The following is a 25,030-nucleotide window of genomic DNA, read 5'->3' on the forward strand; positions in this document are numbered from 1 at the left end:
CAGAAATAATTATGACAAAAAATACTTTTCAATTTTTAGACGTAGGTCGTGTTGACCCGAAGAAACTGGATGCCAAAGTACGTGTTCAGGAGTTTGGCGAAATTTACGGTGAATTCGATAAAGACTCATCTGCAGAACAGTCAGATCGCTGCCTGGAATGTGGTAATCCTTATTGTGAATGGAAATGCCCGGTACATAACTACATCCCTAACTGGTTAAAACTGGTTAGTGAAGGCAATCTAGAAGAAGCGGCGGAGTTATCTCACGCCACCAATACCTTACCGGAAATTTGTGGGCGTGTTTGTCCTCAGGATCGTCTGTGTGAAGGCGCATGCACCCTGAATGATGGTTTCGGTGCGGTCACCATCGGCTCTGTTGAAAAGTACATTACCGATACTGCTCTCGAACAGGGCTGGCGCCCTGATTTGTCGAATGTGGTCGCTACCGGTAAGCGAGTTGCTGTGATCGGTGCCGGCCCTGCTGGTTTAGGTGCAGCGGACGTTCTGGTTCGTAACGGTGTTCAACCAGTTGTGTTCGATAAATACCCTGAAATCGGCGGCTTACTGACTTTCGGTATTCCAGAATTTAAACTGGAAAAAGCCGTTGTTCAGCGTCGACGTGAAGTATTGGAAGGCATGGGTGTTGAGTTTCGTCTTAATACCGAAGTCGGTAAAGACGTTGATTTCCAAAGCCTAGTAGATGAGTACGATGCCGTATTTCTAGGCATGGGCACATACACTTACATGAAAGGTGGCTTCCCAGGTGAAGAGCTGCCAGGCGTACACGAAGCTTTGCCTTATCTTGTTGCCAACAACAAATTCTTACTTGATATGAAGACAGATAACTATGTCAGCATGGAAGGTAAAAACGTAGTGGTACTGGGTGGTGGTGATACGGCGATGGACTGTAACCGTACGGCGATCCGTCAAGGTGCGAGCAGTGTGTCATGCGCTTACCGTCGTGATGAAGAAAATATGCCGGGTTCACGTCGTGAAGTGAACAACGCCCGAGAAGAGGGTGTGCAATTCTTATGGAACCGCCAACCTGTTGAAATCGTCGGTGATGGCAAGGTTGAAGGTGTCAAAGTGGTCACAACCGCGTTGGGTGAGCCAGATGAACGTGGCCGTCGTCGTCCTGAACCGGTGCCGGGTAGTGAAGAAATTATTCCAGCCGATGCCGTTGTTATCGCGTTTGGTTTCCGTCCAAGTCCAGCCCCTTGGTTTGCTGATTTTAATATCAGCATTGATGATGGTGGTCGTGTTGTGGCACCTGCAGATGGTGGTCATGCCTACCAGACAACTAATCCGAAAATCTTTGCCGGTGGTGATATGGTACGTGGCTCCGATCTCGTTGTAACAGCCGTTTGGGAAGGTCGCCAAGCAGCAGAAGGTATTCTGGATTACCTCGATATTTGAACTAAATCGTAAAACCAAACACTAAGGCCTGTTCATGCTTGAATTCTTATTCCTGTATGATCAGGCCTTTTTTGTATCTGACAATGCCGTAAGGGCATGAAGTAAGGTGAATTTGTGACGGAATTAAAAAACGATCGTTATCTGAGAGCATTACTGAAACAGCCAGTCGATAAAACACCGGTATGGGTGATGCGTCAGGCAGGTCGTTATTTACCAGAATACCGTGAGGTGCGTGCCAAAGCGGGTGACTTTATGACCTTATGCAGCACACCGGAACTGGCCTGCGAAGTTACCTTGCAACCACTACGTCGCTATGATTTAGATGCGGCGATTATCTTTTCAGATATTTTGACTATTCCCGATGCAATGGGTCTAGGCCTTCATTTTGTCACTGGTGAAGGGCCGAAATTTTCCAAAACCATACAAACACCGGCAGATATAAAAAATCTAACGGTGCCTGATATGGAAGATAGTTTGGGTTATGTGATGGATGCGATCCGTCTGACACGCAGAGAGATCGATGGCAAAGTGCCTTTGATTGGCTTTAGTGGAAGCCCATGGACACTTGCCTGTTACATGATAGAAGGTGGTTCGAGTAAGGACTTTGCCAAAATCAAAGGCATGATGTTTGATGCGCCTGACCAAATGCACGCCTTACTGGATGTGTTGGCTGATTCAGTGATTGCCTATCTCAATGCCCAGATTCAAGCCGGTGCACAAGCCATCATGCTTTTTGATACCTGGGGTGGTTTATTAAGTCCTGAAAATTACAACGCATTCTCTCTGGCATATATGAAGAAAATCATTTCTGGTTTACAGCGTGAAGCCGATGGGCGAGAAGTACCTGTCACCTTGTTTACCAAAGGTGGCGGCCAATGGTTGGAAGCTATGGCAGAAACCGGGGTCAATAGTTTAGGGCTGGACTGGACCACAGATATTACACAAGCACGCCAACGTGTCGGCAATAAAGTGACGCTGCAAGGCAATATGGATCCCTGCGTTTTGTATGCATCAGGTGATACGGTTGAACGAGAAGTGATGAAAATTCTGGCCGGCTTTGGTAAAGGCACAGGTCATGTGTTCAATCTAGGACATGGTATTCATCCAGCAGTGGATCCAGAGAATATGGCAAGACTGGTTGATGCTGTTCATACCCACAGCAAGCCTTATCATCAATAGTCGTTTATCTCGCTGATTGCGAGTGTATTTCACGTAGACATAAAAAAAGGGACAGGTCGAAACCTGTCCCTCTCTTTTTAGGAGTATGTCTGTTAAGACTTATTTACCGCTGTTAGTGAACTCTGGGTATGCTTCCATACCACATTCCACATAATCAACGCCTTCATACTCTTCTTCCTCAGTGACACGGATACCCATGACCAGCTTCAGAATGTACCAGACGACAAGACTAGCAACGAACATCCATACGAAGATGGTTGCTGCACCAGCTAATTGACCGGTAAAGCTTGCGCCATCGTTAGTCAGAGGTACTGCAAACAGACCCCACAGACCAACACTACCATGGACTGAGATAGCACCAACGGGATCATCAATTTTCAATTTGTCTAAGAAGACAATTGAGAATACAACGATGACACCACCGATTGCGCCAATGATTGTCGCCATTAATGGTGTTGGAGTATCAGGACCAGCAGTAATCGCAACCAGACCAGCTAATGCGCCGTTAAGGATCATTGTCAGGTCCGCTTTACCAAACATGAGTTTGGCAACGATAAGAGCTGCTAAGACACCACCTGCCGCCGCCGCGTTAGTATTCATAAACACGACTGCTACAGCGTTCGCACTTTCGACAGTTGCTGTCGCGAGTACTGAACCACCGTTGAAACCGAACCAGCCCATCCACAAGATGAAGGTACCGATTGTAGCTAAAGGCAAGTTACCACCTGGAATTGGGTGAATTTCACCGTTAGGGCCATATTTGCCTTTACGAGCACCCAGTAACAGAACACCTGCTAATGCTGCAGCAGCACCGGCCATGTGAACGATACCTGAACCAGCAAAGTCAGAGAAACCCAGATCGCCAAGGTTGTACAAACCAAATACGTCTGCACCACCCCAAGTCCAAGAACCCTCGAGCGGATAGATGAACGCAGTCATAACTACAGCAAATGCTGCAAAAGACCACAACTTCATACGTTCAGCAACTGCACCAGACACGATAGACATCGTTGCTGCTACAAACACTGCCTGGAAGAAGAAGTCAGCAGAAGGCGCATAAGTTGCTGGTTCAGCAGCACCGGTGACACCGTCACCAACAATACCGTCTAGGAAGATACCGCCACCATACATGATGTCATAACCAACAACGAGATAAGCCGTACAAGCAATGGCATAAAGCATCACGTTCTTGGTTAAGATTTCAGTTGTGTTTTTTGCACGAACCAGACCAGCCTCAAGCATGGCAAAGCCAGCCGCCATCCACATAACAAAGGCACCACTTACTAGGAAGTAAAAGGTATCCAATGCATATTGGAGTTGGAAGATTTCATTTTCCATTATTATCTACTCCTCAAGCTTATAGGGCATCAGGACCGGTTTCGCCTGTGCGAATCCGAACCACTTGCTCTAATGGGTAAACAAAGATCTTACCGTCACCAATCTTGCCTGTATTAGCACCTTTGATGATGGCTTCGATAACTTGTTCGACGATGTCATCGTCGACGGCAATTTCCAGTTTCAATTTAGGCAGGAAATCAACGACGTACTCGGCTCCACGGTACAGTTCCGTGTGACCTTTCTGACGTCCAAAACCTTTCACCTCTGAAACGGTTAAGCCTTGCACGCCGATTTCGGAGAGCGACTCCCGGACATCATCAAGCTTGAAAGGCTTGATAATTGCTACTACTTGTTTCATAAGTAAATTTCCTTCTGTAGAAAAACTCCCTTCTCACCATCGAGAAGGGAGTAGTAAGAAGCTTAGAATGATCTCGATACTGAGAACAGGAATGTTTCTTCAGCCAAATCACCGGCCCAATCTTCAGCATCACTGTCAGCATCTTGGTATGACAGATCCAGAGTGAAACCTGCTACATCCTTAGATACGCCAATCCAGTAGTGACCATAATCGTCTACACCATCGGTGAATGTTGCTTCATCAGCATCATATACACCATAACCACCGTACAAATTAAGGCCCATTGGCAGATCATAGCTAGCATCTACATAGTAGTAGTAGCCATCTTCATCTGAACCTAAAGTGTCATTTGAGTAAGCGATACCGGCAGAGAAGATGCTATAGCTCAAAGAGCCGTATACTTCATTGAAGTTATAATCTTCGCCTGGGAACATGTAACGCAGGAAACCAACGTCATAACCGATGCCTGTGTCACCAAATTCACCGCCATAACCAAGGTAGACGTCAAACTCAGCGCTTGCATCATCTCCGTAATCTACATTAGAACCCCAAGCACCAGCGTAGAAACCGCTGCTGTGAGAATAATCTAAGCTACCTGAGATTGCTGGGTCACCGTCAGTTTGTGATACACCACGCCAGATATATTCAGAAGAGAATGCTACGCTCGCGCTGGTTGAATGTGCGCCGTCTTCACTTTCCCAGGCCATTGCAGATGATGCTGCAAACATTGTTGTAGCTGCAAAGCATAATGCTGAAAGCTTACTTAATTTCATGTGTTACTCCTCGGTTTTAAACATTTTGTTGTGTAGTCATTTGAATCTTGCGTTGGTCTTTTGCAACACTTTGTATTCAGACTGCAACAAGTTGAGCAGATACTATGCCAACTTCACAAAACCCTTTTAAAACAGTGATGTAGGTCATGAGTGCTAACCATGATTGTACACAATAGGATCATTTTGGTGCAGTAAATTTTCGTGCCGGATCAAACTGGTGCGTATTTGACTAGCCTGTCTTAGATTTGAAAGACTTTCCTTGCTATGATGGCGGCGTCTATTTAAGAGAGTGCACCATGACTTACCCACACATTGATCCTGTTGCCTTAAGCCTTGGGCCGTTAGCTATCCATTGGTATGGCCTGATGTATCTTTTAGGTTTTGTTTTTGTGTGGTTGCTGGGCCGCTATCGGGCCCCACGTTTTGCTTGGCAAACTAATCAGTTAGAAGATTTATTATTTTATGGCGCCATCGGGGTGATTTTAGGTGGTCGTCTCGGCTATGCCCTTTTTTACGATTTACTTGCCAATCTTGATAACCCGCTTAACTTACTAAAAATCTGGCAGGGCGGGATGTCCTTCCATGGTGGTTTATTAGGGGTATTAGTTGCATTTTGGTACTTCGGCCGAAAAACGGGTAAATCCTTTTTTGAAATTAGTGACTTTATTGCGCCGATGGTGCCGATTGGTTTGATGCTGGGACGGATCGGTAACTTTATTAACGGTGAGTTATGGGGCCGCGTGAGTGATGTGCCATGGGCGATGGTGTTTCCCGGTGCTGGACCTTTGCCAAGACATCCGTCACAACTTTATCAGGCGGCATTAGAAGGGTTATTACTGTTTATTGTTCTTTGGTTATTCTCTGCAAAAGCGCGCCCACGGGCTGCGGTATCAGGCCTTTTCCTATTAGTTTATGGGCTATTCCGCTTTATCGTTGAATTTGTTCGCATTCCAGATCCGCAGTACGGTTACCTGGCGTTTGACTGGCTGACCATGGGTCAGGTGTTGTGTTTACCCATGATCATCGGCGGTTTAGCAATGATGATGTGGGCATACAAACGTGACCGGGTTACAAAAACAGGATAGTCAGCCAGCTGGCTGTGGCAATTAATATCGTCATTAAAACCGCAAGCGATCCATAATCTTTCGCTCTGCCCGAGAGTTTGTGTTTGTCAAAACTGACCCGGTCGATTGTGGTTTCAATGGCGGAGTTGAGCACCTCGACGATCATCACTAATACTAATGTGCTGATCATGATTAGGCGCTCGAAGGCTGTGACATCCAGAAACAAACTGAAAATGGTCAAAGCGACAAAAGCAATAAATTCCTGACGGAATGCTTCTTCATGTTTCAAAGCTGATTTCAAGCCTTGCCAAGAGTAGATTAACGCGTAAAACAGACGCTTGATACCACGGTTCTTTTCCATAAATTCCTCAGCGAGTCAGATGCTTAAATGATTGAATAGTAGGCAAACATTGTTAACAGCATGTTAAAATTAACGCCTTTTCTTTTTAAGTTTGTTGGTGCGTTATGAGTTACCAGGATCATTATGATGTCATTGTCGTCGGTGGCGGTCATGCCGGAACCGAGGCAGCGCTTGCTTCTGCACGGCAAGGCGTGAAGACATTGCTATTGACTCAAAATATCGAAACGCTGGGTCAAATGAGTTGCAACCCAGCTATCGGTGGTATTGGTAAAGGCCATCTGGTGAAGGAAATTGATGCCTTGGGCGGTATTATGGCGCAAGCCGCTGACCGTGGCGGTATCCAATTTCGCACGCTGAACTCAAGTAAAGGCCCGGCAGTGCGTGCAACGCGTGCTCAAGCCGATCGGGTTCGCTACAAAGCCGCTGTACGTGCTTATTTAGAAAACCAACCCAATTTATACATTTTCCAGCAAGCCGTTGATGACTTGGTGGTTGAAAATGATCGCGTAGTCGGTGTGGTCACACAGGTCGGTCTGCGTTTTTCAGCGAAATCAGTTGTTTTAACTGTAGGGACTTTCCTCGGTGGCTTGATTCATATCGGTATGCAAAATCATCAGGGTGGTCGGGCAGGGGATCCTGCATCCATCGCCTTGTCGCAACGCTTACGATCGTTGCCCTTCCGTGTTGATCGCCTTAAAACCGGTACGCCCCCCCGAATTGCTACAAGCAGTATCGATTTCTCTGTATTGACAGAGCAACCCGGCGATAACCCTACACCCGTGTTTTCATTTTTAGGCAAACAAGCCGATCACCCTCGGCAGATTTCTTGTTACATCACGCACACGAATGAACATACCCATGAGGTGATCCGTAATAATCTGGATCGCTCACCGATGTATAGCGGTGAAATTGAAGGTATCGGTCCGCGTTACTGCCCTTCAATTGAAGATAAGGTGGTGCGGTTTGCTGATAGAACGGCGCATCAGATCTTCCTGGAGCCGGAAGGTTTGGAGCCGGGTGAGGTATACCCAAACGGTATTTCAACCAGTCTGCCATTTGATGTGCAGTATGAGATTGTGCGCTCGATGAAAGGCCTGGAAAATGCTCATATCACCCGTCCGGGTTATGCGATTGAATATGACTTCTTTGATCCGAGGGATCTTCAACCAACCCTTGAAACCAAGCATATGGGTGGTCTGTTCTTTGCTGGCCAAATTAACGGCACAACGGGCTATGAAGAAGCCGGTGCACAAGGATTGATCGCGGGCCTAAACGCGGGGTTACAAGCGCGTGGTCTGGATGGCTGGTATCCACGACGCGATGAAGCCTACATCGGTGTCTTGATTGATGACTTGATTACTTCGGGTACGCGTGAGCCATATCGTATGTTCACCAGCCGCGCAGAGTATCGCTTGATGCTGCGTGAAGACAATGCAGATATTCGCCTGACACCGGTTGGTCGTCAATTAGGTATTGTCGATGATGAGCGTTGGGCGATTTTCAGTGCGAAGCAAGATGCGGTAGCTAAAGAAAATGCCCGTCTGGAAAGTTTCAAGTTTGTGCCGGAAAAAATCGATCAAACCACAGCGGAAGCGGTGTTGGGTGAAAAGCTGAATAAAGTCACCAGCGCGATTGAGTTGTTGCGCAGACCAAAAGTTGACTATGCCATGTTGCTCGAATTGATGGGCACAGAGCAGGCTGTTGCCGATGATGTGGCTGAACAGGTGGTGATTCAAACCAAATATTCTGGCTATATCAATCGTCAGCAAAATGAAATTGATCGCCTGCAGCGCAATGAAAATATGTCTTTGCCGACCAATATGGATTATAAAAACGTGCGGGGTTTATCCAACGAAGTGCGTGAAAAGCTGGAACAGGCACGCCCTGTCAACTTGGGGCAAGCAGCACGGATTTCCGGTGTCACTCCGGCGGCAGTATCATTGTTGCTGGTTCATCTGAAGCGCAGTGGCCTGAGCGAAGCCAGTTAATGGCTGACTCTGCTTTACTTACGCAGCTGCAACAAGGCTGCGAGTCGCTTGGTATTGCTCTGGGTCACGATCAACAACAACAGCTGTTGCGTTATGTTGCGCTGATGCATAAATGGAATAAGGTGTATAACCTGACTTCCGTTCGTGATCCGGCGCAAATGATGTCACGCCACATTATTGATAGTCTATCGGTACTGCCTTATCTGAATGCGCCGAGTTTACTCGATGTCGGCACCGGTGGTGGCTTGCCCGGTATACCAGCAGCGATTGCCTATCCTGATAGCGCAGTCACCCTACTTGACAGTAATTCCAAAAAAACCCGATTTCTGCAACAAGTGAAGGCAGAGCTTGGCCTGAGCAACGTTACAGTTGTGCATGGTCGCGTTGAACAGGTATCTTTATCCAAATTTGCTATTATCACTGCTCGAGCATTTGCCAGCATCGATGACATTATTGAATTGGCTGGTCAGCATTGTGAACAGGGCGGACAGCTTGTGTTAATGAAAGGTGTCTATCCAGCAGAAGAGTTAGCGTTTGATTCTTCGGCATTCCACTTGGGCGATGTCGTGACACTCAAGGTGCCGGACTGCGATGGCGAACGACATTTGGTGAGACTGATCAAGGAAAAAGGCTGAGGATGGGAAACATATTCGCAGTGACCAACCAGAAAGGTGGCGTTGGTAAAACCACCACTACGGTAAATTTGGCAGCGTCACTCGCTGAATATGGCAAAAAAGTATTGCTTATCGATCTCGATCCTCAAGGCAATGCCACTACCGGTTCCGGTCTTGATAAAAACGACCTGAAAAACAGCAGTTACGATGTCATCATGGCGGAAGCCAAAGCGGCTGATTCCATCGTCCGACCCGATGATCTGGGGTTTGATGTGATGCCAACAAATTCCGACCTGACAGCAGCGGAAGTGGAGTTGTTGGAAACCAAGTTGCGAGAGCACCGATTGCGTCTTGCACTTGAGTCCACCCGCGACAAATATGACTTCATTCTAATTGACTGCCCGCCATCGTTAAGTATGCTTACCGTTAATGCCTTGGTTGCATCACAGGGTGTTTTGATTCCTATTCAATGTGAATATTATGCCTTGGAAGGCTTATCCTCCCTGCTTCGCACCGTTGAACGGGTTAAGCAAAAAGCCAATCCGACGCTGGATATCACAGGCCTGCTAAGAACCATGTTTGATGCTCGCAATAATTTGGCTAATCAGGTTTCTCGTCAATTGATCAGCCATTTTGGCGAGAAAGTGTTTCATTCCATCATTCCTCGGAATGTTCGCTTAGCAGAGGCACCCAGTCACGGACTGCCAGTACTAAATTACGATCGTGGATCACGTGGTTCGATAGCCTACATGGCGCTCGCCAGTGAGCTTATGCGACGACAGACAAAAACAAACGGCTAATAACAGGGTATTGCCATGGTGAGTAAAAAAAGAGGTTTAGGCAGAGGGCTTGATGCCCTGCTGGCAGATGTTAATCAGGAAGACAGTAACGTTAATCTGGATGACAGTCTGCAGCATTTTCCTCTGGATATGATTCAACCGGGTAAATATCAACCACGTGTCGATATGTCGCAAGAGTCGCTTGAGGAATTGGCGGACTCGATCCGGGCGCAGGGCTTAGTTCAGCCAATTGTGGTGCGTCCGATTGGTGAAGGCAAATACGAAATTGTGGCCGGTGAACGTCGCTGGCGTGCTTCACGTATGGCGGGGCTGGAAGTCGTACCGGTGTTAATCCGAGATGTATCGGATCGTAGCGCGATCGCGATGGCGTTAATCGAAAATATCCAACGCGAAAACCTTAATCCAATGGAAGAAGCCAACGCCTTATTCCGTTTGCGTGAAGAATTTGAAATGACCCATCAGCAAGCGGCGGAGGCGGTCGGTAAATCACGTGCCGCAGTCACTAACTTACTACGTTTGCGAAACCTTAACGAAGATGTAAAGAAACTGGTCGAGAATTGTGATTTGGAAATGGGCCATGCCCGTGCCTTGTTAGCACTCGAAGGGGAAGTCCAGACCGAGACGGCGGGTCAGATCGTTGAGAAAGGCCTGTCTGTGCGGGAAACGGAGCAACTCATCAGACGGGTATTGAACCCGAAGAAAACCCAGCAAAAGCAGTCAGATCGAGACTTTGAAGAAATCAACGATATTGAGCAAAGTATCAAGCAAAAACTCGACTCGGCATGCAGTATCAAGCATACGGCGAGTGGTAAGGGTAGGCTGGTTATCAACTATCGTAATGTTGATGAATTGAAAAAATTGATTAAAAGAATAAAGTAAGTCGAGAATTTCATTGACCGGCCAACTGCCGAGTCTTTATAATGCCCTGATTTGCTTAAGGCAAATACTAAATCCTGCGGACAAAAATGGAACAATTGGCACGCTTACAGCCACTGAAACGTATCGTAAAGTGGCAAGTAATAACGCTAGTGTTAATGACAATTCTGTTTGCATGGTGGCAAGGTGTTGAAGCTGCACTAGCAGCTGGTTTTGGCGCTTTCATCGCGCTTAGCAATACCTTGTTGATGATATGGCACATACGCAGAGCAGCGGAGACTGCACGAGCCGATGCCGGAAAAAACTTAAGTAGAGCATACAGGTGTGTGGCCGAACGCTGGCTCAGCACAATCGTTATGTTTGGTACTGGCATCGTGTTGCTAGCGCTAAATATTACGGCGCTGATTGCAGGTTTTATAGCTGCACAACTGATGTTGTTTATGGGACATACTAACCGGGCTTGAAACCGAATATGGCTAGTGAAACGATTACTACATCAGAATATATCAAGCATCACCTTCAGAACCTGACTTTTGGTCAGAAACAAACAGAAATAGAGCCCGGCGTTTGGGCACCATCAGGTGAGCTAGGCTTCGCGACATCCGCTCAAGAAGCATCTCAAATGGGCTTTTGGTCGATAAACGTAGATACCATGTTCATGTCGATTTTACTCGGTGCGTTGATGATGTGGTTCTTCCGTAGCGCCGCAAAAAAAGCATCAGCCGGTATTCCAACGGGCATGCAAAATTTCGCAGAAATGGTCATCGATTTTATTGATGACACCGTCAGAGGCTCTTTCTCTGGTGGCAAAAACAACCTGATCGCACCCCTCGCATTAACCATCTTTGTCTGGATCTTCCTGATGAACTTGATGGATTTAATACCTGTTGATCTAATTCCAATGGCCGTTGCACAAGGTGCAGCCGTGGCGTTCGGTGCAGATCCTCATCATGTTTTCTTCAAAATCGTGCCATCGACAGATCCTAATGCCACATTAGGCATGGCCCTTTTTGTCTTTGTTTTAATGCTTTATTACAGCATGAAAATCAAAGGTCCAGGCGGCTTTGCCGGTGAACTGGCATTCCAACCATTTGGTAAGTGGGCATTACCTATCAACTTGGTATTGGAAACGGTTACCTTACTTGCAAAACCGTTCTCTCTTGGCTTGCGTTTGTTCGGTAACATGTACGCCGGTGAGATGGTCTTTATTTTGATTGCCACTATGTATGGCGCTGGCTTGGTACTGGGTTCTTTTGCCGGTTTATTACAAGTTGGTTGGGCGATTTTTCATATTCTGATTATCACGTTGCAAGCATTCATCTTCATGGTGCTGACAACGGTATATCTTGATATGGCACATCAAGAACATCATTGATGTTTGTTGGTTTTTTACTTTTTTAGTTTTTACATCATTCGTTAGGAGATAAAAATGGATATGGGTTTAGTTTACATTGCTGGTGCTCTGATGATTGGCTTGGGCGCTTTGGGTGCTGCAATCGGTGTAGGTCTGTTGGGTGGTCGTTTCTTGGAAGCTGCTGCACGCCAACCTGAATTAGTCCCAATGCTGCGTACACAATTCTTCCTGGTTGCTGGTCTGGTTGACGCGGTTCCTATGATCGCTGTTGGTTTGGCAATGTACGTTCTGTTCGCGGTTGCTGGTTAATCACATTAAACACTTCCGAATCGCGATTAATATAGAGGTACAGGCATGAATATCAATGCAACCTTGATAGGCCAAATGATTGCTTTTGCGGTCTTCGTTGCCTTCTGCATGAAATATGTATGGCCACCTATCATGCAAGCGCTTGAAGAGCGCAAAAAGAAAATTGCCGATGGTCTGGCTGCTGCTGAACGTGGCAGACACGAGCAAGAATTGGCTGAGAAACGTGCACAACAAGTTATCCACGAAGCGAAAGATCAAGCGAATGACATTATTTCGCAAGCGCAAAAACGTGGTAATGAAATTGTGGACGAGTCTAAAGATAATGCCCGTGTCGAAGGCGAGCGTATCCTGAATTCTGCCAAAGCAGAGATTGATCAGGAAGCGAACCGTGCTCGTGACGAGTTGAAAACACAAGTTGGCGGTATTGCGCTGGCGGGTGCAGGCAAAATTCTTGGCCGTGAAATTGATGAAAAGGCTCATACCGATTTGCTTGACGAATTGGTTAGTCGAATCTAGAGGAATATAGGATGGCAGAAGCAATAACCATCGCTCGACCCTATGCAAGCGCCGTATTTGCGATTGCACAGGAAAAAGGTGAGTTGAAAGCGTGGTCTGACCTGCTTATGGTGCTGGCGCAATGCGTCGAACAACCAGAAATGCAATCCATAATCACTAGCCCTGCAGTAAGTGATGAGCAGGCTGTATCAGTGCTGGCGGATATCGCCCGTGATTTAATGACAGCCGATGCTAAGAACTTCCTGTTATTACTGGCAGAAAACAATCGTCTGTTGTCGTTATCAGATGTGACCGTTCTGTTTGAAGAACTGCGCGCAGAAGCTGAAAAGTCAATGACCGCTGAAGTGATTTCAGCACGTGAACTGACCGCTGAGCAGGCAGCCAACATCTCAGCCGCGTTGAAGCAACGTTTAGGTCGTGATGTCACGCTCAACACAAGCATTGATGAAAGCTTGCTGGGCGGCGCAATCATTCGAGCAGGGGATCTAGTTATTGATGGATCTGCCTTGGGTAAACTGAACAGACTGGCCAACGCTATTAACTAAGCGGCCCGTTTATAGAGGAAACAGAGATGCAACTGAATTCAGCAGAAATCAGTGACCTAATTAAAAAGCGTATCGAAAGCTTTGATGGGGCCACTGAAGCGCGTACAGAAGGTACTATTGTCGGTGTAAGTGACGGTATCGTTCGTATTCATGGCTTAGCCGATGTTATGTCAGGGGAAATGCTGGAATTCCCAGGCAACACCTTTGGTATGGCACTTAACCTTGAGCGTGACTCAGTCGGTGCTGTGGTACTGGGTGACTATCAACATCTTACAGAAGGCGACAAAGTTAAATGTACTGGTCGTATTCTTGAAGTCCCAACAGGCGAAAGCATGCTGGGTCGTGTTGTTGACTCATTAGGTCAGCCAATCGATGGTAAAGGTGAGATCAACGCCGAAAGCTCTTCTCCAATCGAGAAAGTGGCTCCTGGTGTTATCGCACGTCAATCTGTCGACCAACCAATTCAAACCGGTTTGAAATCGATCGATGCGATGATTCCTGTTGGTCGTGGTCAGCGTGAGTTGATCATCGGTGACCGTCAAACCGGTAAAACAGCCATCGCTATTGATGCCATCATCAACCAAAAAGGCACAGGCGTTAAATGTGTGTACGTTGCGATTGGCCAAAAAGCATCATCGATTGCGAACGTGGTTCGTAAATTAGAAGAGCATGGCGCACTGGAACACACCGTTATCGTAGCGGCTGCTGCTTCTGACTCTGCTGCACTTCAATTTATCGCGCCTTACGCGGGTTGCTCCATGGGTGAGTACTTCCGTGATAAAGGTGAAGATGCGTTAATCATCTATGATGATTTGACTAAACAAGCATGGGCTTACCGTCAGGTATCGCTGTTGCTGCGTCGTCCACCGGGTCGTGAAGCATATCCTGGTGACGTTTTCTATCTGCATTCACGTCTGCTGGAACGTTCAGCTCGTGTAAACGCGGACTATGTAGAACAAATCACCAATGGTGAAGTGAAAGGCAAAACCGGTTCATTGACTGCTCTGCCTATCATCGAAACCCAAGCAGGTGACGTATCAGCGTTCGTACCGACCAACGTAATCTCGATTACAGACGGTCAGATCTTCCTGGAAACGGACTTGTTCAACTCAGGTATCCGTCCAGCGATTAACGCGGGTCTATCGGTATCACGTGTAGGTGGTTCTGCTCAAACGAAAATCATCAAGAAATTGGGTGGCGGTATTCGTCTTGACTTGGCTCAGTATCGTGAATTGGCAGCATTTGCTCAGTTCGCTTCTGACCTTGATGAAGCAACCCGTGCTCAAATCGGTCGTGGTCAACGTGTCACAGAACTGATGAAACAAGCACAGTATCAACCTCTGTCAGTTGCTGAAATGGCTATTTCGCTGTTTGCAGCAAACGAAGGTTTCATTGACGATGTTGACGTAAACAAAGTGGGCGATTTTGAATCAGCTCTGCTTTCTAACATGCGTTCAAATGAAGCTGACTTGATGGCGACAATTAACGATACCGGTAACTTTAATGACGACATTGCTGGCCAAATGCGCACAGCAATCGAGAGCTTTAAAAAAACCGGAAGCTGGTAATCGGAGCATAAGTCATGGCTAGCGGTAAAGAGATACGGACTCAAATTGGCAGCATCAAAAATACGCAGAAAATCACCTCTGCGATGGAGATGGTTGCTGCGAGTAAAATGCGTAAGGCTCAAGATCGCATGGCAGCGACACGTCCTTATTCAGACAAGATTTACAACGTAATTCAACATTTGGCTTTTGCCCATCCTGAGTACAAACATCCGTACTTGCAGGATCGTGAAGAAACCAAACGTGTTGGCTACATCATAATCTCGTCTGATCGTGGGCTCTGTGGTGGTCTTAATAACAATCTGTTCAAGACAGTTCTGAAAGAACTTAAAGAAAAGTCTGATAAAGGTTTGGAAGTGGATGTCTGCACCATTGGTCAGAAAGCCTCTTCTTTCTTCGGCAGATTGCCAGTTGACCATGTTGGTCAAGCTGTTCAACTGGGGGATGCACCGCATGCCCATGAGTTGATCGGCACAGTCAAAGTTATGCTGGATGCTTACAACGAAGGCAGAATCGACAGCTTATACCTTGTCTATAACGAGTTTGTGAACACCATGACTCAGGATGACAAAGTGGTTCGCCTGCTGCCGGCAAAACCTGAAAAGCCTAGCGAAGAGCTGTCCCATCACTGGGACTACATTTATGAGCCGGATGCAAAAGAAGTACTGGACAACTTACTGGTCCGCTACATCGAGTCTTTGGTTTATCAAGGTGTTGTAGAGAATATTGCCTGTGAGCAAGCGTCTCGAATGATTGCGATGAAAAGCGCGTCAGACAACGCGGGTGACCTTATTGACGACTTGCAACTGGTTTACAACAAAGCTCGACAGGCTGCGATTACGCAAGAGATCTCCGAGATTGTTGCAGGTGCCGCTGCGGTATAACTGATATAGATATTTAAGAGGAAGCGAGATGAGCTCTGGAAAGATTGTTCAAATTATCGGCGCGGTAGTCGACGTGGAATTTCCACATGATGCCCTGCCTAAAGTATATGACGCCCTCACGGTTGAAGAAGCTGGCTTAACGCTGGAAGTTCAACAACAATTGGGTGACGGTGTGGTTCGTGCGATTGCCATGGGTACTACTGATGGCCTGAAACGTGACTTGGCTGTGTCAAACACAGGTGAAGCGATTAGCGTTCCTGTCGGTCAGAAAACACTGGGCCGCATTATGGACGTACTCGGTAAGCCAATCGATGAAAAAGGCGATATCGGCGAAGAAGAGCGTTGGGGTATTCACCGTAAAGCACCAAAATTCGACGAACTGGCAGCCAGTAACGAACTGTTAGAAACAGGTATCAAAGTTATCGACTTGGTTTGCCCGTTTGCTAAGGGTGGTAAAGTCGGTCTGTTCGGTGGTGCCGGTGTTGGTAAAACCGTCAACATGATGGAATTGATTCGTAACATCGCGATCGAGCACAGTGGTTTCTCTGTATTCGCCGGTGTAGGTGAGCGTACTCGTGAAGGTAATGACTTCTATCACGAAATGACTGACTCAAACGTTATCGATAAAGTATCGTTGGTTTACGGTCAGATGAATGAGCCACCAGGTAACCGTTTGCGTGTTGCGTTGACTGGTTTGACCATGGCGGAATTTTTCCGTGATGAAGGTCGTGACGTTCTGTTCTTCGTAGATAACATCTACCGTTACACATTGGCCGGTACTGAAGTATCAGCGCTGTTGGGCCGTATGCCTTCAGCGGTAGGTTACCAGCCGACTTTGGCGGAAGAAATGGGTGTTCTGCAAGAACGTATCACTTCAACCAAAACAGGTTCTATCACGTCTATCCAAGCGGTATACGTACCTGCGGATGACTTGACTGACCCATCACCAGCAACAACCTTCGCTCACTTGGACGCAACAGTTGTACTGTCTCGTTCAATTGCCGAACTGGGTATCTACCCTGCGATTGATCCGCTGGATTCAACATCACGTCAGCTGGATCCATTGGTTGTTGGTAACGATCATTATAATATTGCCCGCGGTGTTCAAAACACGCTGCAACGTTATAAAGAACTGAAAGATATCATCGCGATCTTAGGTATGGATGAATTGTCTGAAGAAGACAAAATGTCTGTATCACGTGCTCGTAAAATTCAGCGTTTCATGTCACAACCGTTCTTCGTTGCTGAAGTCTTTACCGGTGCACCTGGTAAATACGTTGCGCTTAAAGATACGCTTGCTGCGTTTAGAGGCATTCTGGATGGTGAATATGATTCACTGCCTGAGCAAGCTTTCTATATGGTTGGTACCATTGAAGAAGCTGTTGAGAAAGCCAAGAAGCTTTAACCCTTTGGGAGGTATAGCATGGCGATGACTATCCATGTTGACATTGTAAGCGCTGAAAACGAGATCTTTACCGGTCAGGCAGAAGCAGTATTTGCCTCAGCAGTAGAGGGTGAGATCGGTATTTATCCGCGTCACACTCCTTTGCTGACTCGCCTGAAACCAGGTGAAGTACGTGTGCTGAAAAGCAGCGGCGAAGAAGAGCAGTTTTATGTCTCAGGTGGCATTCTGGAAGTTCAACCGCATCTTGTCACAGTTCTGGCTGATACAGCTTCACGTGCCGCAGACGTTGATGAAGCGGCGGCATTAGCAGCCAAAGCAGATGCTGAGCGTGCCTTGAATGACAAAAGTGCTAAAAGAGACCTTGCAGAAGCCCAGAAAGAACTGGCTGAAGCCATGGCTCAATTGCGTGCCATTGAACGTATGCGTAAGGGCAAGAAGGGACATTAATCCCGAGTCTGAAAAAATAAAAAAGGCTGTCTTCGGACGGCCTTTTTTTTATCTTAAATTTCGTAAATCAAAGCAGGCAGAGCGGCAATCAAAGCCATCTCTGCTAGAATGCATTTTTTGAATAAAGAACACATCATCTATGTCACTATCCATCATTATCCTTGCTGCCGGTAAAGGCACACGCATGAAGTCTGCTAAACCTAAAGTCATGCATCGGCTGGCTGATAAGCCTTTGTTACAACACGTGGTCGATACTGCCAACGTGCTTAACCCAAGCGAGCTTGCTGTGGTGTGTGGTAATGGTGCCGATGATGTGGTGCCTTACCTTGAACAACAAGGTATCAACACTGCCATGCAGACAGAGCAGAAAGGCACGGGCCATGCGGTAGAACAGGCCAAAGATTTTTTCCAGCAGTCTGATGAAGTCTTGGTGTTGTATGGCGATGTGCCAATGATTGAAGCGGAGACGTTGCAAGCACTTATCAACTCAGGTGACAAAAACAGCCTCAAAGTGCTCACCACCGAACTGCAAGACCCGACCGGCTATGGTCGTATCGTCCGTGATCTCAGTGGCAATATGCTACGTATCACCGAAGAAAAAGATGCTGACGATGAGACCAAACTCATCAATGAAGTGAACACCGGCATTATGTGCATACCAGCCACGTGGTTGAATGACGCTTTAGCCAGTTTGGATAATAACAATGCCCAAGGTGAATATTACCTGACTGATTTGATTGCCCAGGCCGTTGAGCAAGGCATCGAAATCAGCTCAGTTGTCTGTGAAGACGAGATGGAAGTCGCTGGCGTCAATAACCGCGTACAGCTTGCCGAGCTGGAAAGTTATTACCAACAAAAGCGCGCTACCGAATTAATGATGGCTGGCGTGACCTTCCGTGATCCAGCGCGTGTTGATATTCGCGGTGACATCACAGCAGGGCAGGATATTAATGTCGATATCAACGTGATATTCGAAGGTGCTAACACCCTTGCTGATAATGTCAGCATTGGTGCCAACTGCATCATTACAAACAGCGTGATCCATGAAGGAGCAGAGATTCTGCCCAACAGCATTATTGAAAATGCTGAAGTCGGGGCGAACTGTGCGGTTGGTCCGTTTGCTCGTTTGCGTCCCGGCAGTAAGCTGGCTGCTAAAGCCAAGGTCGGTAACTTTGTGGAAGTGAAAAATGCCAATATTGGTTTAGGTTCCAAGATCAATCACCTCAGTTATATCGGTGATACTGATATGGGGGCGGATGTGAATATTGGCGCCGGTACCATTACCTGTAATTATGATGGCGCGAATAAGCACCGGACTGTGATTGGGGATCGGGTGTTTGTTGGGTCGGATACACAGCTCGTTGCACCGGTGACGGTTGAGGATGGGGCTACTATTGGGGCTGGGTCTACGATTCGGAAGGATGCACCTGCTGATGCGCTGACTTTGACGGTTTCTAAGCAGAAGTCGGTTAGTGGGTGGCAGAGGCCGGTAAAGAAGTCAGGTTAATGGTTTACTGAACCCTATGTAATGAAAAAAATTTATCATAAGAATCACCGTGCGATTATAAAGAAGCACATAAGACTTATTAATAAGGTAAACGATGGTGAGTCACTCACCCTGAGTGGGTATGATGATTTTTTTAAATTTATCGCTACTGGAAATGTTGAGAATATAACAAAGAACCAAGAGGCTCTGAACGAAGAATTTAGCTTGTGCTACCTATACGCTGCGAGTGTAAGGTTGCTCAGTTTTACATTCAGCGCTCAAAAACCAGAACATAACTTGATACCTTCTGATTGGCTTGGTGAAGATGCCCGCCCCAATCCTAACCTTGTTTTTGAAACGCTTCTTTCACAAATTAGTGACTACAGCTACTCAGTGATAAAACTTGCAGAGAGTGGTTTGGATAATCCTGCTAGGTCATTAGTTAGGGTTCTATCTGAGCTCGTTCAGCAAACTTTATGCTTAGCAGCGAATGTAAATGATGTCAGGGAATATGTTGCAGCTCATGAGGATCATGAGGCAACTAAGGTTTGGTATCAGCTATTTGGAAAAGGAAAATTAGATAAAAAACTGACAACAATAGAGTCCGCATTAGGACTAACCGAAGATTTAATTTTCTCACTCAGAGAAGAGCGTACTAATACTCATAAGTTTTACTCCCAGAACATTCATCACTCGTTTACAGCAAGTGTAGTAGGTTCTCGTTCATGGGCATTTAGTGATGAGTCATGTAGAGATAGTTTTTTTGGTGGGCATAGTAGTTCTTTGAGAGCTCCCCTAAGTGCATTAACTAGAAGCCTTTGGTATTTCAATATTATGTTTCTCGCTATTTTTAATAACTTACATGGCTTTAAAGTTCCAGATATAAAAGATAGTTTTTGGTTTCCATATTTTGCTATCCGTGATGCAAGCAATGAAATATTCCTTGAAGGTCTCAAGCCCAGCAGTTAGATAAGTCTTTAACTTCCCACGCTGCCGCGGGGCGTTCATTTAATTGGATTCGTGACATCCATGTCACTCACCCTCCGGGCGCTTATGGCGTCCAAATTCGTTCCCAACGAATTTGTGCATGCCAAAAATAAACGAACCAAACAAAAAGGCACCCGATATTGCCTTCACCCAAAATTAAGCTTGTTTGATGGCGTGGCCGAAAACTGATTCGCGACATCCCTGTCGCTCACCCTTCGGGCGTCTCCGACGTCCAAATTTGTTCCAGACAAATTATTTGTCGCTACGCTCAAACACGTGTCCACTTAATCCATAAAATAAAGTTAATTTTTAGCGGCAATAGACGGGAAGAAGGGGAGCAGCACCCAATCCCCCGTCTGTGCTGACGAGTAGCGGAGAGTTATCTGGATAACGATTGGTCAGTGTCTGACCGAAGGGAGTTTTGACCAATCGCCAGATAAGTCGAGCAACGCAGTGAAGCCGCAGGCCAGCACGGTGGGGCGGCCTAGGGTTGTTAGGGATTTGGCCGTGCAAATCCCTGACTCGCCTACAAGGCGAAACCTTATTCTGTCGAATAAGAAGCCCGCTATCATCGGGCAAATTTCCCGTTTACATTAGGCCATTGATTGTTAAAGTGATTGGCTGGGAAATCTACAACGGAGCAGCCCATGTCTGCCAAGTCTATTCATTCACGCCGCCGTACGGCGTTATTTATTACGCTCATTCTAGCGACGACTTTCTTAACTACCTTTCCACCCATTTTTTTGTGGGCCAATACGATTGAGCCGCGTGTGCTTGGCTTGCCGTTTGCAATGATTTGGCATATCGGTTTGGCACTGGTTGGTGCTGTGTTCTTTGCATTATGGTATTTACTGGAAAGTCGCAGTGGCGCCATCGATATGAACGTTGATATTGAGGAGGCCAGATGATTCCGGTTCTCGCGCTATTAGCTTTTCTGGGACTGATTTTATTTATTAATCGCCGTCAGCTCGGCGTGTCCACCATGGCCGACTATGCGACAGCGAATCACAGTATCGGTGTATTGGGGATAACCTTTGGTTTTTTAGCAACTTGGTATGTGGGCGCCGGTTATACCGTGTTTTCCGGATTTGCCGTCAGTTTTGGCATGATTGGGATGTACGTTGTCCCTTACGGCATCATTACTTTGCTGGTGATGTATCTGGTTGCTGAAAAAACCTTTATCTGGGGTAAAAAATACCAGTTACGTACCCAGTCGGAATTGTTGGGGCTGCGTTATCGTAGTGACTTTATTCGTGTGCTGACCGGCTTTGCGGGTGTGGCTTTATCGGTACCGTGGCTGTTAATGGAGTGGTACACGATTGGCTATGTGTTCAACTATGCCACTGATGGCTTTATTAGCCCGTTGCTGGGCATGATCATCGGTATCTTTGTGGTGGTGTTTTATGTCGCTATGGGCGGTATGCGTAGTGTGGTTACCGCCAATATCGTACAGGGCCTGTATATGATGATTGTCGGTTCGGCCGTGTTGATTTATGTGCTATATAGCGAGTTAGGTGGCCTGACGGCGGCAATGGATAGATTATTTCATGAAAGCCCCGAGGCGATGATCTTTCCGGGGCCGGGCTGGGATGTCTCACCCAATTATTGGACGGCGATTATTATCACCAGCGGTTTAGGCGGCTTTATGTGGCCGTGGGTATATAACAAGTTATTTGCTGCTGACAGTCTTCGCACCATTAAGCAGTCGGTGTTGTTTGCGCCGGTGCTGGGTATTTTGTCTTTCGCTTTATTGATTATTTTATCGATGGCACTGCACCCTTTACCGTTTGCACAGGAAAATCCGGAAGAAGCATTATTCTGGGCACACAGTCAGGCGGGTGTCTGGCCTCTGGCATTGTTTGCCGTATTGGTTATGGCTGCCAGTCTGGGCACTGTCAGCGGCATTTTAAATGCAATGTCGACGGCGATATCCGGTGATATTGCTCAGGTGATAAACCGTAAAATTAGCGAGAAAACCGCGCTACTGATTGCCCGTTGGTCAGTGGTGGCGATGAGTGTGGGCGCATTGGTCGGTGCATACCTGAAAGAGGGGCAACTGGTCTTTCTGGCATTGATGACGTATCAAGGCATGATTGTGTTGGCACCGGTTGTTTTACTCGGATTGTATTGGCAGAGAGCCAATAAGTTTGGCGCCGTGATTGGCTTTTTGACGGGTATGGCGGTGTCTTTTGGGCTGACATTAAGCGAGCCACAATTTCTTGTGACCTATGGCTGGACGCCGGGTGTGTATGGCTTTTTAACGACGCTGATGATCATGATCGTTGCGGGTTATCTGCGACCGGTGGAAAGCCATGTTGAAAAGCTTTGGGGTGATATCGCCCACGCGAGAGGGCAATGACTCGCCATTAAGACAAAATCGTTATCTGAGTTTTGATGGGTAACTAAACTGGCACAGTGATGTAATTCGACCCAAAAAAAAGCCTGACGAACCGGGGAAGTTCGCCAGGCTTAAGCTAAATAGTTAAGAAAACGATTTAGCGTGCTGCGAGATCAAAGCGATCCAGCGTCATGACCTTGACCCAAGCATCGACAAAGTCATTGACGAATTTCTCCTCATTGCCATTTGCCGCATACACTTCAGCGACTGCTCTGAGTTCAGCATTGGAGCCAAAGGCCAAATCGACAGGGGTGGCTGTCCATTTTAGATTGCCGCTATCACGGTCGAGCCCCTGATAAAGACCTTGTTCTTTGTCAGATTTGGCCCATTTGGTCGACATATCAAGCAGGTTGACGAAGAAGTCATTGCTTAATGTGCCGGGCTTATCAGTAAACACCCCATGCGATACGCCGTCCGTGTTGGCATCAAGTGCTCGCATTCCGCCTACCAGCACTGTCATTTCAGGCACTGATAGATTCAGATAATCAGCACGTTCGACCAGCATTTCGGATGGAGAGAGCTTGCTATCCATACTGAAAAAGTTACGGAAACCATCTGCTTTCGGTTCAAGCACGGCAAATGATTCGGCATCAGTTTGTTCAGCCGTCGCATCCACACGACCAGGTTTGAAGGGGACTTCCACTTCGTAACCGGCACCTTTCGCCGCTTTTTCTACCGCAGCAATACCGCCCAGCACAATGGTATCGGCCAGAGAAATCTGACTCTTACTTGAGGAGGCATTGAAGTCAGCCTGTATTTGTTCCAGTACAGACAACACTTCTGCCAGCTCATTCGGGCTGTTAGCTGGCCAGTCTTTTTGCGGTGCAAGGCGTAAACGGGCGCCGTTGGCACCGCCACGCATATCCGTATCACGGAAGCTGGCAGCTGATGCCCAGGCTGTTCTGACTAATTGTGGCACTGTCAGTCCTGAGTCGAGGATTTTAGCTTCCAGTTGTTCGCTTTCTTCTTCACTGACTAGTTGATAATCCACTTCTGGTAAGGGATCTTGCCAGATCATTTTCTCTTCTGGGACTTCAGGACCCAGGTAACGAGCACGTGGTCCCATATCGCGATGCGTTAACTTGAACCAGGCTTTAGCAAAAGCCAGATCAAACTCATCTGGGTTAGCAAGGAAACGTTCTGAGATTTCCAGGTATTTGGGATCTTTCTTCAAGGCGATATCGGTAGTGAACATGATCGGTGCATGACGTTTATCCGGGATATGGGCATCCGGTACAAACTTCATTTCATCCGCATTCTTAGGAACCCATTGTGTGGCACCTGCCGGACTTTTGGTTTTCACCCATTCCATATTCAATAGGTTTTGCAGGTAATTGATGCTCCAGGCGGTTGGCGTGATTGTCCATGCACCTTCCAGACCGCTGGTAACAGTATCGGCACCGTTGCCTGTGCCACATTTGTTTTTCCAGCCTAAACCTTGTTCTTCAACCCCGGCTGTAGCAGGTTCGGCGCCAACACATTCTTCTGGAGGATGAGCACCGTGTGCTTTACCGAAGGTATGACCACCGGCGATTAGGGCAACCGTCTCTTCATCATTCATGGCCATGCGACCGAATGTTGTACGGATGTCTTGAGCAGCCGCTAGCGGATCAGGGTTACCACCCGGACCTTCAGGGTTAACGTAGATAAGCCCCATCTGAACAGCGGCAAGCGGGTTATCCAGTTCTCTGTCGCCATGGTATCGCTTGGCATCAGAGAGCCATTCTTTTTCTTCGCCCCAGTTAACCATTTCTGGCTCCCAGTCATCTTCACGACCGCCGGCAAAGCCAATAGTTTTGAAGCCCATGGTTTCCAGAGCCACATTACCGGTCAGTACCATCAAGTCAGCCCATGAGATTTTGTTGCCATATTTTTGTTTGATGGGCCATAACAGTCGACGGGCTTTATCCAGGTTGACGTTATCTGGCCAGCTATTAAGTGGTTCAAACCGTTGCTGACCACCAGAGGCACCACCGCGGCCATCATAGATACGGTAAACACCGGCACTGTGCCACGCCATGCGGATAAAGAACGGGCCGTAGTTACCATAATCGGCCGGCCACCAGTCCTGAGAGTTGGTCAGTACTTTTTTAATGTCTTGTTTGACGGTTTTTAGATCCAGGGAGTTGAAGGCTTCAGCGTAGTTGAAGTTTTTATTCATCGGATCGGATTCAGTCGCGTGCTGACGAAGGGGACTGAGGTTGAGTTGGTCTGGCCACCAGAATGATGGCGATTTGGCTTGGCCCTCAGCGGCGAAAGCACTGCCTGTAGACAGGGCCATCGCAATTGCAGCGGCTAGGGGAATGGTTTTTTTCAGATTCATCGTTTTGCTCCTTGCATTGTTGGGGAGAAAACAAGTATCTGTCTG

General features: G+C 47.1%; 25 protein-coding genes. 20 read left to right on the forward strand and 5 right to left on the reverse strand.

Going from position 1 to position 25,030, the window contains the following annotated elements:
- Positions 1 to 11 precede the first annotated feature (11 nt).
- Positions 12 to 1,415, forward strand: a complete 1,404-nt coding sequence (locus MDMS009_RS08235; protein ID WP_008291134.1) for an FAD-dependent oxidoreductase — start codon at positions 12 to 14, stop codon at positions 1,413 to 1,415.
- Positions 1,416 to 1,529: 114 nt separating this feature from the next.
- The gene (hemE, locus tag MDMS009_RS08240; protein ID WP_008291121.1) at positions 1,530 to 2,594 is read left to right on the forward strand and encodes a uroporphyrinogen decarboxylase; all 1,065 of its coding nucleotides are present in this window, start codon (positions 1,530 to 1,532) and stop codon (positions 2,592 to 2,594) included.
- Between the two features lie 99 nt (positions 2,595 to 2,693).
- Here hemE and MDMS009_RS08245 read toward each other — a convergent pair whose 3' ends face one another.
- The 3 genes from MDMS009_RS08245 to MDMS009_RS08255 all read right to left on the reverse strand — a co-directional run bounded on the left by MDMS009_RS08245 (position 2,694) and on the right by MDMS009_RS08255 (position 5,063).
- The gene (locus tag MDMS009_RS08245; protein ID WP_008291032.1) at positions 2,694 to 3,932 is read right to left on the reverse strand and encodes an ammonium transporter; all 1,239 of its coding nucleotides are present in this window, start codon (positions 3,930 to 3,932) and stop codon (positions 2,694 to 2,696) included.
- A gap of 19 nt (positions 3,933 to 3,951) precedes the next feature.
- Complete coding sequence (locus MDMS009_RS08250; RefSeq protein ID WP_007144177.1) at positions 3,952 to 4,290, reverse strand: P-II family nitrogen regulator; 339 nt, start codon at positions 4,288 to 4,290, stop codon at positions 3,952 to 3,954.
- A 62-nt stretch (positions 4,291 to 4,352) separates the two neighbouring features.
- Positions 4,353 to 5,063, reverse strand: a complete 711-nt coding sequence (locus MDMS009_RS08255) for a TorF family putative porin (RefSeq protein ID WP_008291101.1) — start codon at positions 5,061 to 5,063, stop codon at positions 4,353 to 4,355.
- A gap of 296 nt (positions 5,064 to 5,359) precedes the next feature.
- Here MDMS009_RS08255 and lgt point away from each other — a divergent pair, with 296 nt between their 5' ends.
- The gene (gene lgt, locus MDMS009_RS08260; RefSeq protein WP_008291058.1) at positions 5,360 to 6,148 is read left to right on the forward strand and encodes a prolipoprotein diacylglyceryl transferase; all 789 of its coding nucleotides are present in this window, start codon (positions 5,360 to 5,362) and stop codon (positions 6,146 to 6,148) included.
- On the opposite strand, the gene MDMS009_RS08265 is transcribed toward lgt, so the two are convergent.
- Positions 6,132 to 6,488 (reverse strand): diacylglycerol kinase, encoded by a 357-nt coding sequence (locus tag MDMS009_RS08265; RefSeq protein WP_008290945.1) that lies wholly within the window; start codon positions 6,486 to 6,488, stop codon positions 6,132 to 6,134. The genes lgt and MDMS009_RS08265 overlap by 17 nt on opposite strands.
- Positions 6,489 to 6,592: 104 nt before the next feature.
- On the opposite strand from MDMS009_RS08265, the gene mnmG reads away from it, so the two are divergent.
- From mnmG to MDMS009_RS08350, 17 genes are all read left to right on the forward strand, one after another.
- The gene (mnmG, locus tag MDMS009_RS08270) at positions 6,593 to 8,476 is read left to right on the forward strand and encodes a tRNA uridine-5-carboxymethylaminomethyl(34) synthesis enzyme MnmG (protein ID WP_008290929.1); all 1,884 of its coding nucleotides are present in this window, start codon (positions 6,593 to 6,595) and stop codon (positions 8,474 to 8,476) included.
- A complete protein-coding gene (gene rsmG, locus MDMS009_RS08275) occupies positions 8,476 to 9,111 on the forward strand; it encodes a 16S rRNA (guanine(527)-N(7))-methyltransferase RsmG (RefSeq protein WP_008291023.1) in 636 nt (211 codons plus the stop codon). The genes mnmG and rsmG overlap by 1 nt, the downstream gene beginning before the upstream one ends.
- Before the next feature lie 2 nt (positions 9,112 to 9,113).
- Positions 9,114 to 9,890: a ParA family protein gene (locus tag MDMS009_RS08280; RefSeq protein WP_008291067.1), complete on the forward strand. Its 777-nt coding sequence runs from the start codon at positions 9,114 to 9,116 to the stop codon at positions 9,888 to 9,890.
- A gap of 15 nt (positions 9,891 to 9,905) precedes the next feature.
- A complete protein-coding gene (locus MDMS009_RS08285) occupies positions 9,906 to 10,769 on the forward strand; it encodes a ParB/RepB/Spo0J family partition protein (RefSeq protein ID WP_008290916.1) in 864 nt (287 codons plus the stop codon).
- A gap of 86 nt (positions 10,770 to 10,855) precedes the next feature.
- Positions 10,856 to 11,230, forward strand: coding sequence for an ATP synthase subunit I (locus MDMS009_RS08290; RefSeq protein WP_008290954.1), 375 nt, complete (start codon positions 10,856 to 10,858; stop codon positions 11,228 to 11,230).
- Between the two features lie 8 nt (positions 11,231 to 11,238).
- Complete coding sequence (gene atpB, locus MDMS009_RS08295; RefSeq protein ID WP_008291034.1) at positions 11,239 to 12,141, forward strand: F0F1 ATP synthase subunit A; 903 nt, start codon at positions 11,239 to 11,241, stop codon at positions 12,139 to 12,141.
- Between the two features lie 54 nt (positions 12,142 to 12,195).
- Positions 12,196 to 12,429 (forward strand): F0F1 ATP synthase subunit C, encoded by a 234-nt coding sequence (atpE, locus tag MDMS009_RS08300; protein WP_007144166.1) that lies wholly within the window; start codon positions 12,196 to 12,198, stop codon positions 12,427 to 12,429.
- A 45-nt stretch (positions 12,430 to 12,474) separates the two neighbouring features.
- Positions 12,475 to 12,945 (forward strand): F0F1 ATP synthase subunit B, encoded by a 471-nt coding sequence (locus MDMS009_RS08305; RefSeq protein ID WP_008291068.1) that lies wholly within the window; start codon positions 12,475 to 12,477, stop codon positions 12,943 to 12,945.
- An 11-nt stretch (positions 12,946 to 12,956) separates the two neighbouring features.
- Positions 12,957 to 13,490: a F0F1 ATP synthase subunit delta gene (locus tag MDMS009_RS08310; RefSeq protein WP_008291013.1), complete on the forward strand. Its 534-nt coding sequence runs from the start codon at positions 12,957 to 12,959 to the stop codon at positions 13,488 to 13,490.
- Positions 13,491 to 13,516: 26 nt separating this feature from the next.
- The gene (gene atpA / locus MDMS009_RS08315; RefSeq protein WP_008291093.1) at positions 13,517 to 15,058 is read left to right on the forward strand and encodes a F0F1 ATP synthase subunit alpha; all 1,542 of its coding nucleotides are present in this window, start codon (positions 13,517 to 13,519) and stop codon (positions 15,056 to 15,058) included.
- A 14-nt stretch (positions 15,059 to 15,072) separates the two neighbouring features.
- Positions 15,073 to 15,939 (forward strand): F0F1 ATP synthase subunit gamma, encoded by an 867-nt coding sequence (atpG, locus tag MDMS009_RS08320; protein WP_008291109.1) that lies wholly within the window; start codon positions 15,073 to 15,075, stop codon positions 15,937 to 15,939.
- 28 nt (positions 15,940 to 15,967) lie between these two features.
- Positions 15,968 to 17,344, forward strand: a complete 1,377-nt coding sequence (atpD, locus tag MDMS009_RS08325) for a F0F1 ATP synthase subunit beta (protein WP_008291011.1) — start codon at positions 15,968 to 15,970, stop codon at positions 17,342 to 17,344.
- Positions 17,345 to 17,362: 18 nt separating this feature from the next.
- Positions 17,363 to 17,791, forward strand: a complete 429-nt coding sequence (locus tag MDMS009_RS08330) for a F0F1 ATP synthase subunit epsilon (RefSeq protein ID WP_008290942.1) — start codon at positions 17,363 to 17,365, stop codon at positions 17,789 to 17,791.
- A gap of 139 nt (positions 17,792 to 17,930) precedes the next feature.
- Positions 17,931 to 19,298 (forward strand): bifunctional UDP-N-acetylglucosamine diphosphorylase/glucosamine-1-phosphate N-acetyltransferase GlmU, encoded by a 1,368-nt coding sequence (gene glmU / locus MDMS009_RS08335; protein ID WP_008291092.1) that lies wholly within the window; start codon positions 17,931 to 17,933, stop codon positions 19,296 to 19,298.
- Positions 19,299 to 19,319: 21 nt separating this feature from the next.
- A complete protein-coding gene (locus tag MDMS009_RS08340; RefSeq protein WP_008291082.1) occupies positions 19,320 to 20,246 on the forward strand; it encodes a hypothetical protein in 927 nt (308 codons plus the stop codon).
- 665 nt (positions 20,247 to 20,911) lie between these two features.
- Complete coding sequence (locus MDMS009_RS08345) at positions 20,912 to 21,172, forward strand: DUF3311 domain-containing protein (protein ID WP_043888072.1); 261 nt, start codon at positions 20,912 to 20,914, stop codon at positions 21,170 to 21,172.
- Entirely contained in the window at positions 21,169 to 22,623 is a 1,455-nt protein-coding gene (locus MDMS009_RS08350) for a sodium:solute symporter family protein (RefSeq protein WP_008291089.1), read from the forward strand. The genes MDMS009_RS08345 and MDMS009_RS08350 overlap by 4 nt, the downstream gene beginning before the upstream one ends.
- Before the next feature lie 136 nt (positions 22,624 to 22,759).
- Here the strand turns inward: MDMS009_RS08350 and katG are convergent, their stop codons facing one another.
- On the reverse strand, positions 22,760 to 24,985 hold the full coding sequence (katG, locus tag MDMS009_RS08355) for a catalase/peroxidase HPI (protein WP_008291070.1): 2,226 nt from the start codon (positions 24,983 to 24,985) through the stop codon (positions 22,760 to 22,762).
- Positions 24,986 to 25,030: the final 45 nt, after the last annotated feature.

The organism is Methylophaga thiooxydans DMS010, from assembly GCF_000156355.1.
GTDB lineage: Bacteria > Pseudomonadota > Gammaproteobacteria > Nitrosococcales > Methylophagaceae > Methylophaga > Methylophaga thiooxydans.

Bases quoted from the DNA above. Each gene is read 5' to 3' on its own strand.
- MDMS009_RS08235 (WP_008291134.1), top strand. From the start codon at position 12: ATGACAAAAAATACTTTTCAATTTTTAGACGTAGGTCGTGTTGACCCG.
- MDMS009_RS08245 (WP_008291032.1), bottom strand. From the start codon at position 3,932: ATGGAAAATGAAATCTTCCAACTCCAATATGCATTGGATACCTTTTAC.
- MDMS009_RS08250 (WP_007144177.1), bottom strand. From the start codon at position 4,290: ATGAAACAAGTAGTAGCAATTATCAAGCCTTTCAAGCTTGATGATGTC.
- MDMS009_RS08255 (WP_008291101.1), bottom strand. From the start codon at position 5,063: ATGAAATTAAGTAAGCTTTCAGCATTATGCTTTGCAGCTACAACAATG.
- lgt (WP_008291058.1), top strand. From the start codon at position 5,360: ATGACTTACCCACACATTGATCCTGTTGCCTTAAGCCTTGGGCCGTTA.
- MDMS009_RS08265 (WP_008290945.1), bottom strand. From the start codon at position 6,488: ATGGAAAAGAACCGTGGTATCAAGCGTCTGTTTTACGCGTTAATCTAC.
- mnmG (WP_008290929.1), top strand. From the start codon at position 6,593: ATGAGTTACCAGGATCATTATGATGTCATTGTCGTCGGTGGCGGTCAT.
- rsmG (WP_008291023.1), top strand. From the start codon at position 8,476: ATGGCTGACTCTGCTTTACTTACGCAGCTGCAACAAGGCTGCGAGTCG.
- MDMS009_RS08280 (WP_008291067.1), top strand. From the start codon at position 9,114: ATGGGAAACATATTCGCAGTGACCAACCAGAAAGGTGGCGTTGGTAAA.
- MDMS009_RS08285 (WP_008290916.1), top strand. From the start codon at position 9,906: ATGGTGAGTAAAAAAAGAGGTTTAGGCAGAGGGCTTGATGCCCTGCTG.
- MDMS009_RS08290 (WP_008290954.1), top strand. From the start codon at position 10,856: ATGGAACAATTGGCACGCTTACAGCCACTGAAACGTATCGTAAAGTGG.
- atpB (WP_008291034.1), top strand. From the start codon at position 11,239: ATGGCTAGTGAAACGATTACTACATCAGAATATATCAAGCATCACCTT.
- atpE (WP_007144166.1), top strand. From the start codon at position 12,196: ATGGATATGGGTTTAGTTTACATTGCTGGTGCTCTGATGATTGGCTTG.
- MDMS009_RS08305 (WP_008291068.1), top strand. From the start codon at position 12,475: ATGAATATCAATGCAACCTTGATAGGCCAAATGATTGCTTTTGCGGTC.
- MDMS009_RS08310 (WP_008291013.1), top strand. From the start codon at position 12,957: ATGGCAGAAGCAATAACCATCGCTCGACCCTATGCAAGCGCCGTATTT.
- atpA (WP_008291093.1), top strand. From the start codon at position 13,517: ATGCAACTGAATTCAGCAGAAATCAGTGACCTAATTAAAAAGCGTATC.
- atpG (WP_008291109.1), top strand. From the start codon at position 15,073: ATGGCTAGCGGTAAAGAGATACGGACTCAAATTGGCAGCATCAAAAAT.
- atpD (WP_008291011.1), top strand. From the start codon at position 15,968: ATGAGCTCTGGAAAGATTGTTCAAATTATCGGCGCGGTAGTCGACGTG.
- MDMS009_RS08330 (WP_008290942.1), top strand. From the start codon at position 17,363: ATGGCGATGACTATCCATGTTGACATTGTAAGCGCTGAAAACGAGATC.
- glmU (WP_008291092.1), top strand. From the start codon at position 17,931: ATGTCACTATCCATCATTATCCTTGCTGCCGGTAAAGGCACACGCATG.
- MDMS009_RS08340 (WP_008291082.1), top strand. From the start codon at position 19,320: ATGAAAAAAATTTATCATAAGAATCACCGTGCGATTATAAAGAAGCAC.
- MDMS009_RS08345 (WP_043888072.1), top strand. From the start codon at position 20,912: ATGTCTGCCAAGTCTATTCATTCACGCCGCCGTACGGCGTTATTTATT.
- MDMS009_RS08350 (WP_008291089.1), top strand. From the start codon at position 21,169: ATGATTCCGGTTCTCGCGCTATTAGCTTTTCTGGGACTGATTTTATTT.
- katG (WP_008291070.1), bottom strand. From the start codon at position 24,985: ATGAATCTGAAAAAAACCATTCCCCTAGCCGCTGCAATTGCGATGGCC.